11 protein-coding genes are annotated in these 17,951 nt (G+C 58.9%); 4 read left to right on the plus strand and 7 right to left on the minus strand.

The window, feature by feature from the left end:
* Positions 1 to 2: 2 nt before the first annotated feature.
* From hisS to GNG26_RS16505, 7 genes are all read right to left on the minus strand, one after another.
* Positions 3 to 1,277 carry a histidine--tRNA ligase gene (gene hisS, locus GNG26_RS16475; RefSeq protein WP_103824629.1) on the minus strand — a complete coding sequence of 425 codons (1,275 nt, stop codon included), beginning with the start codon at positions 1,275 to 1,277 and terminating at the stop codon, positions 3 to 5.
* Positions 1,278 to 1,368: 91 nt separating this feature from the next.
* Positions 1,369 to 2,487 carry a flavodoxin-dependent (E)-4-hydroxy-3-methylbut-2-enyl-diphosphate synthase gene (gene ispG / locus GNG26_RS16480; RefSeq protein WP_103824628.1) on the minus strand — a complete coding sequence of 373 codons (1,119 nt, stop codon included), beginning with the start codon at positions 2,485 to 2,487 and terminating at the stop codon, positions 1,369 to 1,371.
* A gap of 30 nt (positions 2,488 to 2,517) precedes the next feature.
* Entirely contained in the window at positions 2,518 to 3,525 is a 1,008-nt protein-coding gene (gene rodZ, locus GNG26_RS16485) for a cytoskeleton protein RodZ (protein ID WP_156239559.1), read from the minus strand.
* 291 nt (positions 3,526 to 3,816) lie between these two features.
* Positions 3,817 to 4,983: a bifunctional tRNA (adenosine(37)-C2)-methyltransferase TrmG/ribosomal RNA large subunit methyltransferase RlmN gene (locus tag GNG26_RS16490; RefSeq protein WP_103180711.1), complete on the minus strand. Its 1,167-nt coding sequence runs from the start codon at positions 4,981 to 4,983 to the stop codon at positions 3,817 to 3,819.
* Positions 4,984 to 5,152: 169 nt separating this feature from the next.
* A complete protein-coding gene (gene ndk, locus GNG26_RS16495; protein ID WP_039029721.1) occupies positions 5,153 to 5,584 on the minus strand; it encodes a nucleoside-diphosphate kinase in 432 nt (143 codons plus the stop codon).
* 154 nt (positions 5,585 to 5,738) lie between these two features.
* A complete protein-coding gene (pbpC, locus tag GNG26_RS16500; RefSeq protein WP_156239561.1) occupies positions 5,739 to 8,063 on the minus strand; it encodes a peptidoglycan glycosyltransferase PbpC in 2,325 nt (774 codons plus the stop codon).
* Position 8,064: 1 nt separating this feature from the next.
* Complete coding sequence (locus tag GNG26_RS16505) at positions 8,065 to 13,023, minus strand: alpha-2-macroglobulin (RefSeq protein WP_156239563.1); 4,959 nt, start codon at positions 13,021 to 13,023, stop codon at positions 8,065 to 8,067.
* 285 nt (positions 13,024 to 13,308) lie between these two features.
* On the opposite strand from GNG26_RS16505, the gene GNG26_RS16510 reads away from it, so the two are divergent.
* From GNG26_RS16510 to GNG26_RS16525, 4 genes are all read left to right on the plus strand, one after another.
* The gene (locus GNG26_RS16510; RefSeq protein WP_156239565.1) at positions 13,309 to 14,853 is read left to right on the plus strand and encodes a PTS transporter subunit EIIC; all 1,545 of its coding nucleotides are present in this window, start codon (positions 13,309 to 13,311) and stop codon (positions 14,851 to 14,853) included.
* An 11-nt stretch (positions 14,854 to 14,864) separates the two neighbouring features.
* Entirely contained in the window at positions 14,865 to 16,232 is a 1,368-nt protein-coding gene (locus GNG26_RS16515; RefSeq protein WP_156239567.1) for a 6-phospho-alpha-glucosidase, read from the plus strand.
* 89 nt (positions 16,233 to 16,321) lie between these two features.
* Positions 16,322 to 17,167, plus strand: coding sequence for a 3-mercaptopyruvate sulfurtransferase (gene sseA / locus GNG26_RS16520; RefSeq protein ID WP_114314231.1), 846 nt, complete (start codon positions 16,322 to 16,324; stop codon positions 17,165 to 17,167).
* Positions 17,167 to 17,937: a MurR/RpiR family transcriptional regulator gene (locus tag GNG26_RS16525; RefSeq protein ID WP_156239569.1), complete on the plus strand. Its 771-nt coding sequence runs from the start codon at positions 17,167 to 17,169 to the stop codon at positions 17,935 to 17,937. The genes sseA and GNG26_RS16525 overlap by 1 nt, the downstream gene beginning before the upstream one ends.
* The last annotated feature ends 14 nt before the right edge of the window (positions 17,938 to 17,951 follow it).

Consider the following 17,951-nt stretch of genomic DNA (forward strand, 5'->3'; position numbering starts at 1 on the left):
CCTTAGCCCAGTAGAGTGCGCAAGTGCGCCGCAACGCCGTCCTGCGTTACCGTTGTTTGCTCACCAGAGCGCAAATCTTTCACTACCACTTCGCCGTTAGCCACTTCTGACTCGCCAAGTACCAGTGCGATACGCGCGCCCCACTTATCGGCACGGGCGAACTGTTTTTTAAAGTTGCCGCCGCCGTGGTTGGTCATCAGCTTAGCCTCCGGGAGCGCATCGCGCACGCGTTCGGCAAGCTGCATTGCCGCAGGCTGCGTTTCCGCACCTGAGGCTACCAGGTATATATCGACAACAGGATCGGCTTTAAATTCCGGATTAACTGCCTGAACTAACAAAACAAGTCGCTCAAGGCCCATGGCGAAGCCAACGGCAGGTGCAGGGCGACCGCCTAACTGCTCAACCAGACCGTCATAACGACCGCCGGCACAGACAGTCCCCTGGGAACCCAGGCTGGTGGTGACCCACTCAAAGACGGTGCGGTTATAGTAGTCCAGACCGCGTACCAGGCGCTGGTTGACCGTATAGGTAATACCGGCAGCTTCCAGCAGTTTGCACAGACCGGCAAAGTGTTCGCGGGAGTCGTCATCCAGGTAATCACCCAGCGCAGGCGCATCGTTCAGCAGCGCCTGTACGTCCGGGTTCTTGGAGTCCAGCACGCGCAGCGGGTTGCTGTACATACGACGCTTGCAGTCTTCGTCCAGCTTCTCTTTGTGCAGTTCCAGGAACGCCACCAGCGCATCGCGGTAGTTGGCGCGCGCTTCAAGAGAACCGATAGAGTTCAGCTCCAGCGTAACGTGTTCAGCGATGCCCAGCGCACGCCACCAGCGCGCGGTAAGCATGATCAGCTCAGCGTCGATATCCGGCCCCTGCAGGCCAAAGGCTTCGACACCCAGCTGGTTAAACTGGCGGTAGCGGCCCTTCTGCGGACGTTCGTGGCGGAACATTGGGCCGATATACCACAGGCGTTGCTCCTGATTGTACAGGAGACCATGCTCGATGCCGGCGCGAACACAGCCCGCCGTACCTTCCGGACGTAAAGTCAGGCTGTCGCCGTTACGATCCTCAAAGGTGTACATCTCTTTTTCAACCACATCGGTCACTTCGCCGATAGCGCGTTTGAATAACGGGGTCTGCTCTACAATCGGCAAACGGATTTCGCTGTAACCGTAGCTGCCGAGCACCTGCTTCAGGGTGCCTTCAATGCGCTGCCAGATGGCGGTCTCGGCAGGCAGATAATCGTTCATGCCGCGAATGGCTTGAATATTCTTTGCCACGTTTGTTCTCTTTCTATAGACAAAAATGAACCCTGGGGTTCATAACCGAAGGGTTCAATCATACACAGGAAGCATACCGCTTCCCATCACGTTATTTTTCGACCTGGTGCACGCTGATGCGCTGCGCTTCATCAAGCATGGTCGCTTTGGCGCGGATTCGGGCTTCAAGCTGATCGATCATGTCGCTATTATCCAGACGATCTTTGCGAACGCCATCTTCATAGAGACCACTTTTCTTGTTGCCGCCCGTTACGCCAAGCGTTGATACCAGCGCTTCACCCGGACCGTTTACCACACAGCCGATAATCGAGACGTCCATTGGGGTGATGATATCTTCCAGACGCTGCTCAAGGGCATTCACGGTACCGATGACATCGAACTCCTGACGCGAACAGGTCGGGCAGGCGATAAAGTTGATGCCACGGGAACGGATACGCAGGGATTTCAGAATATCGAAACCGACTTTGATCTCTTCGACCGGATCGGCGGCCAGCGAGACGCGCAGGGTATCGCCAATGCCTTCGTTCAGCAGCAGGCCGAGGCCAATGGCTGACTTCACCGCCCCACTGCGCGCGCCACCGGCTTCGGTGATCCCCAGGTGCAGCGGCTGATCGATCTGCTTCGCCAGCAGACGATAGGATTCAACGGCAAGGAAAACGTCAGAGGCTTTCACGCTGACTTTGAACTGATCGAAGTTCAGGCGATCGAGATGATCCACATGACGCATGGCCGATTCCAGCAGCGCCTGCGGCGTCGGTTCGCCATACTTTTCCTGCAGATCCTTTTCCAGAGAACCGGCGTTCACGCCGATACGGATGGGGATGTTTTTATCGCGGGCGCAGTCCACCACCGCACGAATACGCTCTTCGCTGCCGATATTGCCGGGGTTGATACGCAGACAATCGACACCGTATTCCGCCACTTTCAGCGCGATGCGGTAATCGAAGTGAATATCGGCAACCAGCGGAACAGAGACCTGCTGCTTGATGAGTTTGAATGCTTCTGCCGCATCCATCGTTGGTACGGAAACGCGAACAATGTCCGCGCCTACGCGTTCTAACGCTTTGATCTGATTGACCGTCGCTTCCACATCCGTGGTGCGGGTGTTGGTCATCGACTGAACGGCGATGGGCGCACCATCACCGATTGGCACATTCCCGACGTAAATACGTTTCGATTTTCTACGTGGAATAGGAGCCTGGTTATGCATGAAAAATCTCCCGCGTTGCCTGTCCGTTACTTACTGTGCTGCTGATTGTTCGGCATTTACGGTCAGACGTGCAACCTGGTTAGTTCTGATAAAACGGCTCAGATCGACAGGTTTACCCTGGAACTGGATCTGGACCGCAGCCGGAGCACCAATCTTGAGTTTGTACGGCGCCTGGCCTGTCAGGTTTAAATTACCGTCTTTACGCTGCAGACCGCTGAACAGCTTTTTGCCCGTCGCATCGGTCACTTCCAGCCAGCAGTCGGCGGTGAAGTTCATCACCAGTGCGTTCGGGTCAACAGGTGCTGCCGACACGCCTGCCGGATCGGCAGGTAAGGTCTGAGTGGCATCCGCCGTTGCTGCAGGCGCGGTTGCAGGTGCAGTCTCGACGTTAGCCTGAGAAGGCGACACCACCGCATTGTCTGCCGGTGCCTGCGCCGTCTGATCCGCGGCTGGCGCAGCAGTTTGCGCCGTTGCCATATCCTGAGTGCCGGTCGCTGGCGTCTGTGAATCGCTGGCGCTTGCAGAGGCGTCGGTATTCAGAGGGATGCTCTGAGCGCCGTCGCCCGCTGAGTTATTGAGTTCGGCGGAAGTTTGATCGGCCATAGTGGTGATCTCTTCCTGCTGCGCTTTGTGGTTCTGCCACCACCACGCGCCTGTCAGGCCGATGACCACAAACAGCACCAGCCAGGTGAAACTCATCAGCCAGCCATCACGTTTTTTACGGCGTTTGCCCAGCGAAAAACTCTGCATCGGCGCGACTTTCGCCGCTCTGACCGGTGCCTGTTTTTCCATCATTGGCAGCAGTTCGTTTTCAGGGATATGAACCAGTTTCGCATAGGAGCGGATATAACCACGCAGAAACGTTGAAGCAAGATCGGCAGGAGCCTTATCTTCTTCAATATCGCGGACCGTGGAAACCTTCAGACATAAGCGCTCCGCAACAGCTTGCTGGCTTAGTCCGAGTTGTTCACGGGCGTTACGAAGACGTACGCCAGTGGAAAGTGCTGCATTTTGGTCGTGAGTGGCTTCAGTATTCATTCGCTACAACTACTGGTACGTGAAAAGTGAGGATCCTGGCGCCGGTGAGTCACAATGCCACCCGCACCGCGAAACTTCTGGTCAGTTAACCTAATGACCCCGCCCAACGCTGTCAGGTTATCGTTGACAGAGGCGGCCTGGCAGTGAGGCTAAACTGTTGTTGCGTCGTTACATACTGCCTCAAAGTCATATAAAACGCACCGTAATTATTACCCATATGCCGGCGCAATGACTGTTTATTCGCATCCGTAGCCGCCACGGCGCAATTCCTGCGCCGTGACTGCATAATAATTACACGGACTTGATCGCGATGGCGTCGCCCTGCATGCGTTTACGCAGCGTACGCTTGGTGCGGTCGATAACGTCACCAGCCAGCTGACCACAGGCGGCATCGATATCATCACCGCGGGTTTTACGCACAATAGTGGTAAAGCCATACTCCATCAGAACCTTGGAGAAACGGTCGATACGGCTGTTTGAGCTACGGCCATACGGCGCGCCCGGGAACGGGTTCCATGGGATCAGGTTGATCTTACACGGCGTGTCTTTCAACAGTGCCGCCAGCTCGTGGGCGTGTTCGGTACCGTCGTTGACATGATCCAGCATGACGTACTCAATGGTGACGCGACCCTGGTTGGCGTTGGACTTCGAAATGTAGCCACGAACCGAGTTCAGGAAGGTCTCAATGTTGTACTTCTTGTTGATGGGCACGATCTCATCGCGGATGGTATCGTTTGGCGCGTGCAGCGAAATCGCCAGCGCCACGTCAATCATATCGCCGAGCTTATCCAGCGCGGGAACAACGCCTGAGGTAGAGAGCGTAACGCGACGTTTGGACAGGCCAAAACCGAAGTCGTCGAGCATGATTTCCATCGCCGGAACCACGTTGGTCAGGTTCAGCAGCGGCTCGCCCATCCCCATCATCACCACGTTGGTGATTGGACGGGTGCCAGTGATTTTTGCCGCACCGACGATTTTCGCCGCACGCCACACCTGGCCGATAATTTCTGACACGCGCAGGTTACGGTTAAAGCCCTGCTGCGCCGTGGAGCAGAATTTACACTCCAGCGCACAACCCACCTGGGAGGAGACGCACAGGGTAGCGCGATCGTCTTCCGGGATATAAACCGTTTCAACACGCTGATCGCCAACCGCAATGGCCCATTTGATGGTGCCGTCAGCGGAACGCTGCTCTTCCACCACTTCCGGCGCGCGGATTTCGGCCACTTCTTTCAGCTTGTTGCGCAGCACTTTGTTAATGTCGGTCATCTCATCAAAGTTGTCGCTGCAATAGTGGTACATCCATTTCATGACCTGGTCGGCACGAAACGGCTTCTCGCCCATCTCTTTGAAGAACTCGCGCATCTGCTGACGGTTCAAATCCAGCAGGTTGATTTTTCCATTTTTATTCGGAACCGCAGGAATGGCGACTTCGGAGGTGTTAACTAATTCAGACATAATATATTCCGGCCTCGTTGTTACACGTTATGGCCCGTGGAGGGTTGAAAAGAAACGCCCCGGAAAGCGGTCTGCTCATCCGGGGCGTTACATTGTACAAAGTCTGGTGCAGGGATGCCACGTTTGCACGCGGCATTTACGAAAATAATGTGTAAACGAAACCGTTATATTAACGGGTACGTGGACACACTTCGCCTTCCGCGAAGAAGTAGGCGATTTCGCGTTTAGCAGATTCTACGGAGTCGGAACCGTGGGTGCCGTTCTCGGTGAAGCTGTCAGCGTAGTCTGCACGCAGCGTACCTGCCAGCGCGTTGTCCGGGTTAGTCGCACCCAGCAGATCGCGGTGACGCTGAACGGCATTTTCGCCTTCCAGAACGGAAACCACGATTGGGCCAGAGGTCATGAACTCAACCAGGCCGTCGAAGAATGGGCGACCTTCGTGCTCAGCATAGAAACCGCGAGCCTGCTCAACGGTCAGATGCAGCATTTTGGTACCAACAATTTTGAACCCTGCCGCTTCAAAGCGCGCAAAGATGCTGCCAATAACGTTTTTTGCCACCGCGTTTGGCTTGATGATGGAAAAAGTACGTTCAATAGCCATGATTACCTCTGTGATTTGTTCTGTTGTTATGCATTCATGCGTAATATGTGGCGCGGATTATAATGAGCATTAGCGCCATTGCCTATGGATGCATGTAACATTTTTTTAAAATAAGACGAGTATTAACAACAGATCCTCTTCAAAACGCCTTTATCTATTGCAGCGTGAAATCCACGGTCGCCACCTGCCCCGCCTCATCCATTACCAGTAGCTGATAATCTCCTGCATTTTCAAGCTGCAACGTATACATTCGCCCCTGGACGTTCAGCGGTTCGCCATTAAGAAACCACCAGCGCGGTCCGTCACTGCCGCTGACCTGCAGAGGTAACGAGACGCGCGACTCGCCCGGCAGACGCTTAATCACAGCCCCCTGACGAATACCGGAGAGCAGCAACGGCGCCGGGAAGGTCTGACCGAGCGGTGGACAGGTTGCAGACGCGGGCGGGATGCGGGCAGATCGCCGCTCTGCCTGAGGCAGCCACGGCTCCAGCGGCAGCGGCCAGACGTCGACGCTTTTTTCCTGCGCCTGCGGGCAGTCTGCCGCCACCCGCTTACCGCTGTTATCCAGCCAGATCGGAAAATGAATGCCGCGGATGCCCTCCTGCTCCGGCAGTAACAGCGTCGGCGGCTGGCTCCCTTCGAGCAGCCACGTCGCGAGTCGACGGCGGCAGTTGCTGTCCCCGTCTGGCAGCGACTGCCCGCCCGGCCAGCAAATCACCCCGCGGCTAACGGAGGCCGGGCGCGGATCGCGCGGCAGACGCGCCTCATCCAGCGCCGATCGCGACTGCAGCAGGTTATTAACCTGATTCAACACCGGCACGGCGCTGGCAAAACCAAACTGCCCGGCGACCGGGGTGCCGTCCGGCCTGCCGGTCCAGACCCCGATAACGTAGCGCGCATTCAGCCCTATCGCCCACGCATCACGATAGCCATAGCTGGTGCCGGTTTTTATTGCCAGCGATACCACCTGAGCAAGCGCGCTGTCGGGTAACGGCTGCGCCTCATTGGCAAGAATGCGTCGGATGATCCACGCGGACCCAGGAGAGAGTAAAGGCCGTTCCAGCAGCGGGTCGTCGGGTTTCAGGCGCAGCTTCCCTGCCCGACCCTGACGGGCAAACGCGCTGTATGCCGCGGCGATATCCGCCAGACGCGCCCCGGCGCCCCCGAGAATCAGGGACAGATTCGGCTGAGCGCCCGCAGGCAGGAGAAGCGGTAATCCGGCGTTACGCAGCATTCCGGCAAACTTCTTCGGCCCGTAGGCCTCCAGCACCTGGACGGCGGGCAGGTTCAGGGATCGCACCAGCGCTTCGCTCATGCTGATCGGGCCGTGAAAACCGCTATCAAAGTTACCCGGACGGTAATCGCCGGTGCGTCGCGGAACATCCTGCAACAGCGAGGCGGGATGGATCAGCCCCTCATCCATCGCCAGGCCATAGACAAAGGGCTTCAGCACCGATCCCGGGGATCGGATCGCGCTGATCATGTCCACATGGCTAAAGCGGCTGTCGTCGTTGATGTCGACCGACCCCACCCAGCCGCGCACCTTCATATCGGTATGATCCAGGACGATCATCGCCAGTGAGCTGCGGGGCGGCAGGCGGGACTTCCAGTTCAGGGCCAACTCCTCCAGCTGACGCTGCAGCGTGGCATCCAGCGTCGTCACCACTTTGCTGTCGCGGCTTTTGCCCAGCATCATGCGCGAGAACAGCGGCGCCAGCTGCGGCATCTGGCGGGGCGCCAGCCAGACGGGTTCCTCCTGCGACTCTTTGACCTGGCGGGCGGACCAGACGCCCTGGGATGCCATCCGGTTGAGGACTTTATTACGTGCCGCCTCTGCCCGCTGCGGCCAGCGATCCGGTCGCAAACGGCTCGGCGCCTGCGGCAGAACGGCAAGCAGGGCGGCTTCAGAGTAGCTCAGCTGTGCAGGGGCTTTTCCCAGATAGGCCCAGCTGGCAGCCCCCACCCCCTGCAGCGTGCCGCCAAAGGGGGCGCGGTTCAGATAGAGGGTCAGGATTTCACGTTTCGAGAGGTGCCACTCCAGCTGGAGCGCCCGCCAGAGCTGGCGCACTTTGCCGCCCATCGTGCGGGAGTGCGGATCCAGCAGCCGCGCTACCTGCATGGTTAGCGTACTGCCGCCCGACACCACCTTTCCGGCAGTGAGATCCTGCCAGGCGGCGCGCAGCACAGAGAACGGGTTAACGCCGGGATGATCCCAGAACCAGCGATCTTCATACTGGATCAGGGCCTCGAGATAGCGGGGTGAAACCTCTTCGATGGTGACCGGATAGCGCCAGATCCCGTCGCGATCGGCAAATCGCCACAACGGAATGCCCTTTTCATCCACCACCACGCGGGCAGGGTTGACCTCGTGTAATGGCAGTGGCCACAGGCGATCGGCGGCCACGACGGCGCCCCATAGCAGAAGAAGCGCTCCCGCCAGCCACAGCCAGCGGGAGCGTAACAGAGAGCGGCGCTGCACGTTACGGAACGACTGTTAGCGGGCCGCTGGCCGCACCCGTTGCCCGCCACTGCGGTACGTACATGGATTCCACCATCGGCACTGGCACCGCGTAGGTTCCCGGGGTGACGGCACGGGCCAGATAGACCAGCGTCACTGTCTCATAATTTTTCACCGACACCGCAGCGACAAAGCGATCGTCACGGAACTCCATATGTTGAATATCCGCCTGCTGCATCTGGTTGAGCAGGTTTTGTACCTCGCTGCCGCTCTCCTGCAGGCTGGCGCTGCTGCTGGCGAGGTTCTGGTTTTCCAGCTCCAGCCCCGCAGGCAGCAGATCCACCACCAGCGCATCCGGCACGTTCTTGCTGGCGCGCACGGTCAGCCAGACCAGAACCAGCTCCCCGCTCTTCAGGGAAGAGAGCGACTTGCTGCTGCCGTCGGTGGCCAGAATCTGTCGTTCAATTTTCAGCACGTTCGAGGCGGGCTGCGGCGCATATTGCGGATAGCCGCTGCTGTCCAGACGCACCCACAGCGGTGCAGTGCCGGTATTGGTCACCTGCAGGGCGGCCAGTTGATCGGCATTAAGATTTTGCACCTGCGGTTTGTCTCCTTTGACGTTGCCTTCCGCCAGCGACGTGGTGGCCTGCCACGCCCCGGAGAGGTTCTGCAGGGAGCGCCCCGCCAGGAACAGAGCGTTACTCTCCTGCGTTGAGAGCCAGCGCTGGCTGTACGCCTGCTCAGAAAGCACATTCAGCAGCGTATTCTGAGCGTTCGGCAGCAGTTTGTACTCTTCCAGCAGGCTGAGCATCATGGCGTTATCGCGAAGCGGGCTGCCGTAATCGGCCAGCCAGCTTTGCGTTTCGCTGCGCGGCGTTTTGATGGCCAGATCCAGCGCCTGCTGGCTGCGCGGCGCATCCCCCATCAGCTTCAGCGCCAGGCCAAGCTGCATCAGCGGCAGGCCCGATTTGGCCTGACCATGACGATCCCAGATTTCACGCAGCGCCCCCAGCGGCGCTTTTTGCTGACGAGCCAGCACCAGCGCGGCATAGGCCTGGATGGCAAATTTGCTGGCGGTGGTGTTCTCGCTGTAGCGGACAGACATCATGCCCGGGTCCTGCAGATAGCGCAGCAGGCGGTTGTTGGCGTTGGTAATGGCCTCAGCCGGGACGCTGTAACCCTGCTCGCCTGCCCGCACCAGGAAATCAGTGACGTAGGCGGTAAGCCAGTACTCTTCCTCACCGTTCTTATCCCACAGGGCAAAGCCACCATTGTCACGCTGCATCTGCAGCAGGCGGGAGATGCCGATCTCAATGGCCGCGCGACGTTTCTCGTCGCTGTCACCCTTGATCCCTAACGCGCTCAGTTGGGCGGCATTGGTATACAGAGAAGGGAAGAGACCGCTGGTGGTCTGTTCCAGACAGCCATACGGATAGGCCTGCAGCTCACGAATGTAGCGGGCCAGGTTGAGCGGCGCCTTGCCGCTGAGCAGAAGCTGCCCCTGTAAGGTCACCGGCGAGAAATTCGCCAGATGCTGTTCCGGCGCATGCCAGCTTTCACCCGGATTGAGCATGGTACCGGTGTTCACCGTCTGCGCCGGGAACGCCGGACGCACGCCGATTTTCCAGCTCTTCTGCTGCGGGGCAAAGGTTTCGCCGGGCAGCGTCAGGCCGTTTACCTGCGCGACGATTTCGCCCTCGCCGTAACCCTCCAGCGCCCGCACCGGAATAAACAGCGTCGAGCGTTCGCCCGCGGCCAGCGTAACCGGCTGTGGCTGGGCCCCTTCCAGCGCCAGATTACCGCCAGCGGTCAGGGCGACGTTCAGGGTCTGCGGACGATCGGTGAGATTAGTCAGATCCAGCGTCAGCCTCGCGCTATCGCCGCTGGCCAGGAAGCGCGGCGTGTTCAGCTCGGTGATCACCGGTGCGGCAACGATGATTTTGCTCTCGCTGCTGCCAAAATCATCGTCGGTCCAGGCTTGGGCCATCAGACGCAGCTCGCCGTTAAAGTCGCCGATAGGTAATGAAACAGTGCCCTCCCCGTTGGCGTCCAGCTCTACCGGCTGCGCCTGCTGGGCGATAATGGTGACATGGTTAACCGGCGGTTTGCCGCCGCGCTTGAGCTCATCGCCGTCGCCGCCAAAGCGCAGCGACGCCAGACGCCCCTGGCCTTCAATGACCTGGCCGTAAATATCGTAGATGTCCGCGCCATAGCGCTTCTGACCAAAGAACGCCTGCCACGGATCCGGGGTGACGTAATCGGTAATGTTGAGTACGCCGCTGTCCACCGCCGAAACCAGCACGTTAACTTTCTGCGGGGTCGTCCCCTCTTTCACGCTGGCTTTCACTTTCACCGTCAGCGTCTGGTCAGGGCGCATTTTGGGCGGGTTCTCCAGGGCGATGCTCAGGCGACGGTTCTCATCGCCCATCGGCAGATGCAGCAAGCCTACAGCCCGTTTTGGCGTGGCCGATTTGGATTTATCGCCAGGGCGAACCACCAGCGTGGAGAGGTAAAGATCGTGGCGTTTCCAGGCTTTATCTACCGGGATCGTCATATCCAGCCCTTCAGCCGGGACGTCGATCTCTTTCCACCACAGCGGCCCTTCGCTGGATTCAATCATCGCATAGCCTTTACCTGCCGCCGGGGCGGCAATGTGCAGCTTGATGGTATCCCCTGGCTGATAGGCCGGTTTGTCCAGCTTCAGGGTGACGCGATCCGGTCGCGCTGCGCCGGAGCCGTCGCTGTTATCCTGCCAGCTGTAGCCCGCCCAGAAGCGCACGCTGCTCACCGCATCATCCGGGGCTTTAACCTCCAGACGGTAGGAGCCCCACTCCACCGGGAAGCTCACTTTCCCCGTTTCGTCCGCGGCCAGATCCAGCGCCTGCTCGCCCTCGATCAGATCTTTTTGATCAAACTGCGACTGCCAGCCGTCACTTTCCGACCAGGTCCAGGCGTAGTCCCGACGTTCGCGGATCAGGCGAACCTGCAGGCCAGAAACGGCTTTCTTCGCCCCGCTGGCATCAGCGTAGACAATGTCGAACCCAGCCTGGCTGTTCTCCTCCACAATCGGCTGGTTGACGGTGGTATCGGTGCGGTAGTCATAGACCGATTTGCTGGCGAACTGCGGACGGATGCCCGGCAGGGTGGCCGCAGGCCAGATAGCCTGTTCCGCCCGGCGGGTCACCGGACGTCCGCCGGACTCCAGCAGGCTGGCCTGCAAAATAACCTGCAGCGGAGAGTGCGTCTCTTTCCACTGGCTTTCGCTGGTCACCTGACCCCGCCCTTGTTCGTCCAGGGTCAGTTGCACTTCGTCGAGGCTGCGGCTCAGGTTCTCTTCGGCGATATCGCCAAACTGGAAGCCCGGCAGTGCGGCCACGGCGTCACGCAGCGGGCGTAAAAAGAGCTGCCCTTGCAGGCTGTTGCCGTTGGCGGGAGCACCGTACAGGTAATACCCCGTTACGTCGAACGCGACATCATCCTGCGGCGCAACCGGCGCTTTTTGCCCGGTAAGATTCAGCGCCATGCGCTCTGGCATAAAGTCTTCGACATGGAAATCCCACATCCGCTGCTGGTTATCGCCGGTACTGGCGCGCACATGCCACATGCCGGTCTGCGCCCCGCTATCAAGGGGATAGTTAAAACGATAGAGACCGTTTTCCGGCTGGCTGACCACGGTACGTGCCACCTGGCCGTCCGGGCGTAATACCTCCAGCTTCACCGGCTGGTCGGGCAGAGGTTTGCCGTCGCTGTCGCGCAGCAGGCCGTTAAGGATCAGCGTTTCGCCCGGGCGGTAGAGATCGCGCGGACCAAACATAAAGAATTGCTTGTTCAGGCCTGGCGCGCCGGAGATGGCAAACTCCGCCAGATCCAGCGCCGGAAGGGTGAGATCCAAAAGCGTGGTCTGCCCATCTTTACGGGCGAGAAGCAGCGCGGCCGCTTTATCTGTCTGCAACGTCGCGTGACCGTCGGCATCGCTGGACGCCTGGGCTAGCGTCTGCCCTTTATCGTTGAGCAGCAGCACCTCAATGCCCGACTGCGCCGCGCCGTTCTCCAGGCTCTGGGTAAAAATATCCAGCCGGTTATGGTAACGGTGGGCGGAGAGACCAATATCGCTGAGGGTAAAGAGCGTGGCGGCGTTGCTGTAGTTATAGTGCCCGGCCTGATTCATCACCGCGATGTAGACCCCCGCCTGCTGTAGCGGCTTGATGTCCGCCAGCGGCAGCAGCAATTTCTCGCGGGTATTGCGCGCCGGGTTAAGGTCGAAGCGACCGGTATAGACCAGATCGGCCATCTTCAGCAGATTGTCAGATTCCCAGTTGGTGAGCGAACTGCGGTACTCCCACTGGCTGACGAACGCGGCCAGGGACTCGGGTTTGACCCGGTAGAAATTCACATCGACGTTGTTTACGTTCAGCGCCATTACCGGCAACCCTTCCACCACCTTGCCCGGCAGCAGCGAGCCGCGGCTGGCGAAGCCCACGGTCGGCTCAATATCGCGTGTGGTGATGGTTTTTTCGATATCGCTGCCCAGCGTGGCTTTATTCAGCCCAAGCAGCGCGCGCTCGACGGTGACCACCAGATTCCGGTTTGGCTCCAGATGGCGCAGGCGCAGCTCCTTCAGATTAGGCGACAGCTCCCATGCCCCATCAACCTTGCCGCTTTTTTTGTCCACCACGTGCACGGTGCGGGCAAAATCCTGGGCGGGATCGAGGGGAACCGAGAAGGTCAGCACCAGGGCTGCCGCGCCGTCGAGCTGGAGCTCTGAAGCATCCAGCAGGGTCAGCGCCTTGCCCTGGCTCTGCGCTGCCAGTTTTTCCAGCGTGGCGCCGTCAGGCTTCGCCGGGACAGTCGGCTGTGTGGTGGATGCAGCCGCCGCAGCGGGCGCCTGGGGTTTGGGCTTATCGTCACTGTTGTCACAGCCGATAAGCGCCAGTGAAGTGAGCAGCGCTAATGAAAGTGCGGCGAAGCGAAACGGTTTCATCCTTTATCCCTGGCCTCTCGGGCCTGTTGGTCGTCGTCGGGGTAAGTATTATCCGCAAGTTTCATTAATACAAAAGCACTCAATCCAATTACGGACAGCGCCTCGCAAAATAATTATCAGCGTTAAAAATTCTGCTGCTACGGCGATCACATCGCATAAGGTTACATGTAACCTTTAACGTCATTTGTTTTTAAAACAAGAAGATATATGGATAAACAGGCGTTCCCACTGCTAGTTTTACTCTCAGACGCACCTTGAGTGCGCGGTTCAATAAGAGAGAACGTGATGAAACGAGCCGTGAACGCCCTACAAAATTTCGGAAAATCATTATACGGACCGGTACTTATCCTGCCGATTGTCGGTCTGTTTATTGCCTTTGGAAACGTGCTGGGTAACGGTGGTCTTGCTGGCTACCTGCCGTTCCTTGGTCATCCACTGATCCAGAGCATCGGCCAGCTGATTTCAAAATCCGCCGTCTCGGTTCTGGTTAACCTCGCGCTGGTGTTCGCCGTGGGGATCCCCATCGGCCTTGCGACGCGTGACAAAGGTTACGCGGCGCTGATTGGTCTGGTCACTTTTGTGGTGTTTATCAACGCCATGAACGTGACCATGAATCTTCAGGGCGCGCTGGCCCCTGCGGAGCAGATGAAAGCCGCCGGACAGAGCATGGTGCTGGGGGTGCAGGTGCTGGAGATGGGCGTGTTTGCCGGGATCCTCACCGGGGCGCTGTCGGGCTACCTGTATAACAAATACTCCGGGGTACAGTTTAACGGCGCGATGGCGATCTACTCCGGCCACTGCTTTGTCGCCATCATTATGCTGCCGGTCTCGATGTTACTGGGGGTGGTGATGAGCGAGCTGTGGCCGTTTGCCCAGCACGGGATCAGCACGATGGCCTTAGCCATTAAAGGTTCCGGACCGTTTGGGGTGGCGATTTACGGCTTCCTTGAGCGCATCCTGGTGCCAACCGGACTGCACCATCTGGTTTATACCCCCTTCCTCTATACCGAACTGGGCGGCACCCAGGAGGTCTGCGGCGCTACCTACCAGGGCGCGCGTAATATCTACTTCGCCGAGATGGCCTGCCCGGAGGTGAAACAGCTCAGCAGCACCGTGGTCTGGGATGCTCGCGGTATCAGCAAAATGTTTGGCCTGTCTGCCGCCGCGCTGGCGATGTATGTCACCGCGAAACCGGAGCGTAAAGCCGCAGCGAAAGCGATTCTGATCCCGGCGGCGCTCACTTCGTTGCTGGTAGGCGTTACCGAACCCATCGAGTTCTCCTTCCTGTTTGTCGCCCCGCTGCTGTTTGTGGTGCATGCGGTGCTGACCGGGATCGGCATGATGCTCTTCTCCCTGTTCGGCGTTCACGCCATCGGCGCCAATGGCATCATCGATTTCATTCTTTATAACCTGCCGCTGGGCACGGAGAAATCCAACTGGCCGATGTACATCGTGGTCGGGCTGATCATGTTCACCGTCTACTTCCTTGTCTTCCGCTTCCTGATCCTGCATTTCCGCATGAAAACGCCGGGACGCGAGGAGGAAGATCAGGAGACCCGTCTGTACAGCAAGCAGGAGTACCAGGCGAAAGGCAGCAATGATGGCCTGGGCGAGGCGATTGTGGTCGGCCTCGGCGGACGTGAAAACATCGAGGTAGTGGATAACTGCTACACCCGCCTGCGCGTCACGGTGAAAGATGTCGCCGTCATCGACGAACCGCGGCTCAAGGCGACGGGCGCGAAAGGCATTATCAAACAAGGTAACAACGTTCAGGTGGTCTACGGGCTGCATGTCAAAAAAATGCGAGAAGCGGTCGAGACGGTTCTCTGAAGGAGATAAACATGATTACACCCCCATTCATTCTCTCTATCGCCGGTGGCGGTAGCACCTATACGCCAGGGATTGTGAAAAGCCTGATGGTGCAGCTGGACAAATTCCCGCTGGCGGAAATTCGCCTCTACGACATCGATGAAGCGCGGCAGAATACCATCGCGCCGGTAGTGGAGAAGGTGATTCGCGATCACAGTCAGAGCATCAAATTCACCGTCACCAGCGACCCGGAAGTGGCCTTCAGCGGTGCCCATTTCATCTTCGCCCAGATGCGCGTGGGTCAGTACAAAATGCGCGAGCAGGATGAGAAGATCCCGCTGCGTCACGGCGTGGTCGGCCAGGAGACCTGCGGCCCGGGCGGGCTGGCGTATGGCTTACGCACGATCCTGCCGATGGTTAAACTGATCGACATGGTCGAGCGCTATGCGCATGAAAAAGCGTGGATCGTTAACTACTCCAACCCGGCGGCCATCGTTGCGGAAGGGGTGCGCCGCCTGCGACCTGACGCCCGGGTGCTGAACATCTGCGATATGCCGGTCGCGGCGATGCGCAATATGGGGGCCATTCTGGGCGTGGATCGCCACAAGCTGGAGGTGGATTACTTCGGTCTGAACCACTTCGGCTGGTTTACCCGCGTGCTGGTGGATGGCGAGGACAAACTGCCGGAGCTGCGTCGCCATGTCGCCAGATTTGGCCTGCTGACGGAAGATGCGGCTAAAACCGACCCGCAGCACTCCGATCCGTCCTGGGTGAAAACCTGGCGCAACATCAAGCCGATCATGGATAACTTCCCGGAGTATCTGCCGAACCCCTATCTGCAGTACTACCTGATGCCAAACCAGATCGTGGAGCACCAGAACCCGGACTATACCCGCGCTAACGAAGTGATGAACGGTCGCGAGAAAAAGCTGTTTGCGGCTGCGGAAGAGTATAAACAGACCGGGATCCTGCCGGATGCGTTCCACGTGGGGGTACACGGCGAGTTTATCGTCGATGTGGCCCGCTCACTGGCGTTTAACCTGCGTCAGCGCCATCTGGTGATGGTGGAAAACCGCGGAGCGATTACTAACCTGCCGTATGACGCCATGGTTGAAGTGCCGGCCTATATCACAAGCGAAGGGCCAGAGCCGATCCGCATCGGCCAGGTGCCGCTGTTCCACCAGACCCTGCTGCAACAACAGCTGGCCTCGGAGCAGCTGCTGGTAGAGGCCACCATCGAAGGCAGCTACGAGAAAGCGTTGCAGGCGTTCACCCTGAACCGCACCGTGCCGACCATGGAGCATGCCAAAGCCATTCTGGACGAGATGATCGAAGCTAACCGTGAATACTGGCCTGCATTGCAGAAAGCGTGGCAGGACGGAGAAGCGGTGAAAAAATAAGGGCTTGCTCGCGAGTTGAACGTGGTTCCCTTGTCGGTGTCAGAAAAAACACCGACAATCCATTATTGGATTCATTTATGGAGGCAACCATGTCCACCTCATATTTTGTCGCAGCCGACTGGCTGATTGAGCACAGTGACGATCCTGAAGTCCAGATCCTCGACGCGCGCATGGCGCCGCCAGGGCAGGAGCATCGTGACATTCCCGCGGAATACCGCGCCGGGCATCTGCCGGGGGCGGTATTTTTTGATATTGAAGCCCTCTCCGATCACACCTCTCCCCTGCCGCACATGATGCCGCGTCCGGAAGCCTTTGCGGTAGCCATGCGCGAGCTGGGCGTCAGCCACGACAAGCATCTGGTGATTTATGATGAAGGGAATCTCTTCTCCGCGCCGCGTGCCTGGTGGATGTTGAAAACCTTCGGCGTGGAAAAGGTGTCGATTCTGGCGGGCGGTCTTGCGGGCTGGCAGCGGGCGGAGCTCCCGCTCCAGCAGGGCGATGTCTCCCTGCCGGACAGCGACTTTGAAGCCACCTTCGACGCCGGGGCGATCAAGCGCGTCACCGACGTGCTGCTGGCCAGCCACGAACAGACCGCGCAGATTGTCGATGCCCGCCCTGCCCCACGCTTTAACGCCGAGGCCGACGAGCCGCGCCCTGGCCTTAAGCGCGGCCATATCCCTGGCGCACGTAACGTGCCCTGGGGCGATCTGGTGTTTGAAGGCGAGCTGAAAACCACCGATGAGCTACGTGAGATTTTTGCCCGTCAGGGTGTGGATCTGCATCAGCCAGTCGTCGCCAGCTGCGGCTCGGGCGTCACCGCCTGTGTGGTGATCCTGGCGCTGGCGACCCTCGGCAAAACCGACGTGACGCTCTACGACGGGGCGTGGAGTGAATGGGGTGCCCGGGACGATCTGCCGGTTGAACCCGCGCAGTAATGGATAACCGCCTGGCGACATTGTTATCGCGCGGGGAGACCCTGACCCGCGCGGAATATCGCGTGCTGGCCCATCTGACCGGGCATCCACTGCTGGTGGGCCAGATCACGGTGCGGGAGCTGGCGCAGGCGACCTTTGTCTCGACCGCCACCATTATGCGCCTCTGCCGCAAGCTGGGGTTTAGCGGCTTTAGTGAGTTCATCTGGCACTGCAAGCAGCTGTTGAGCGACACGCCGCACATTGCCGCCGAAAGCCGTCAGCCTGCGGAGCTGCCCGCGCTTTTCAATCAGTTTATCGCCAACTATCAGCAGACCTTTCAGTGGGCGACGGCGCAAAAGCGCCACTATTTTGCCGAACTGCTGCGGGAAAAAGAGAGCTTCTTTCTCTACGGGGCGGGCTTTTCCTATCTTTTTGCCGAGTACCTGACCAAAAAATTGCAGGTGCTGGGCAAGACGGCCTTTATCTCCGGCCCGGGCGACAGCCGTAATATCTTTCTCAGCAACGCCTCGCGCTATCAGGTCTTTATCGCGGTCTCGCGCAGCGGGGAAACGGAACAGGTTCTGGATAAAGCGCGGATCGCGCAGAACGTGGGGATGACGGTGGTGGCTTTTACCCGCGCGTCGGCGAATAGCCTGGCGGGGATGGCGGATCTGCATTTTGCTTTGTACGACGAAGCGGTGCATTTCGCCGCCGAAGCCGCAGGGGTAACGTCGTTTGAGTCGAACCTGGTGCTGCTGATGGATTTACTGCTGCTGGAAGCAACGGGGTGAGAACCCACCCCGTA

Origin of the sequence: Leclercia sp. J807, from assembly GCF_009734465.1 — a bacterium.
Taxonomy (GTDB): Bacteria; Pseudomonadota; Gammaproteobacteria; order Enterobacterales; family Enterobacteriaceae; genus Enterobacter.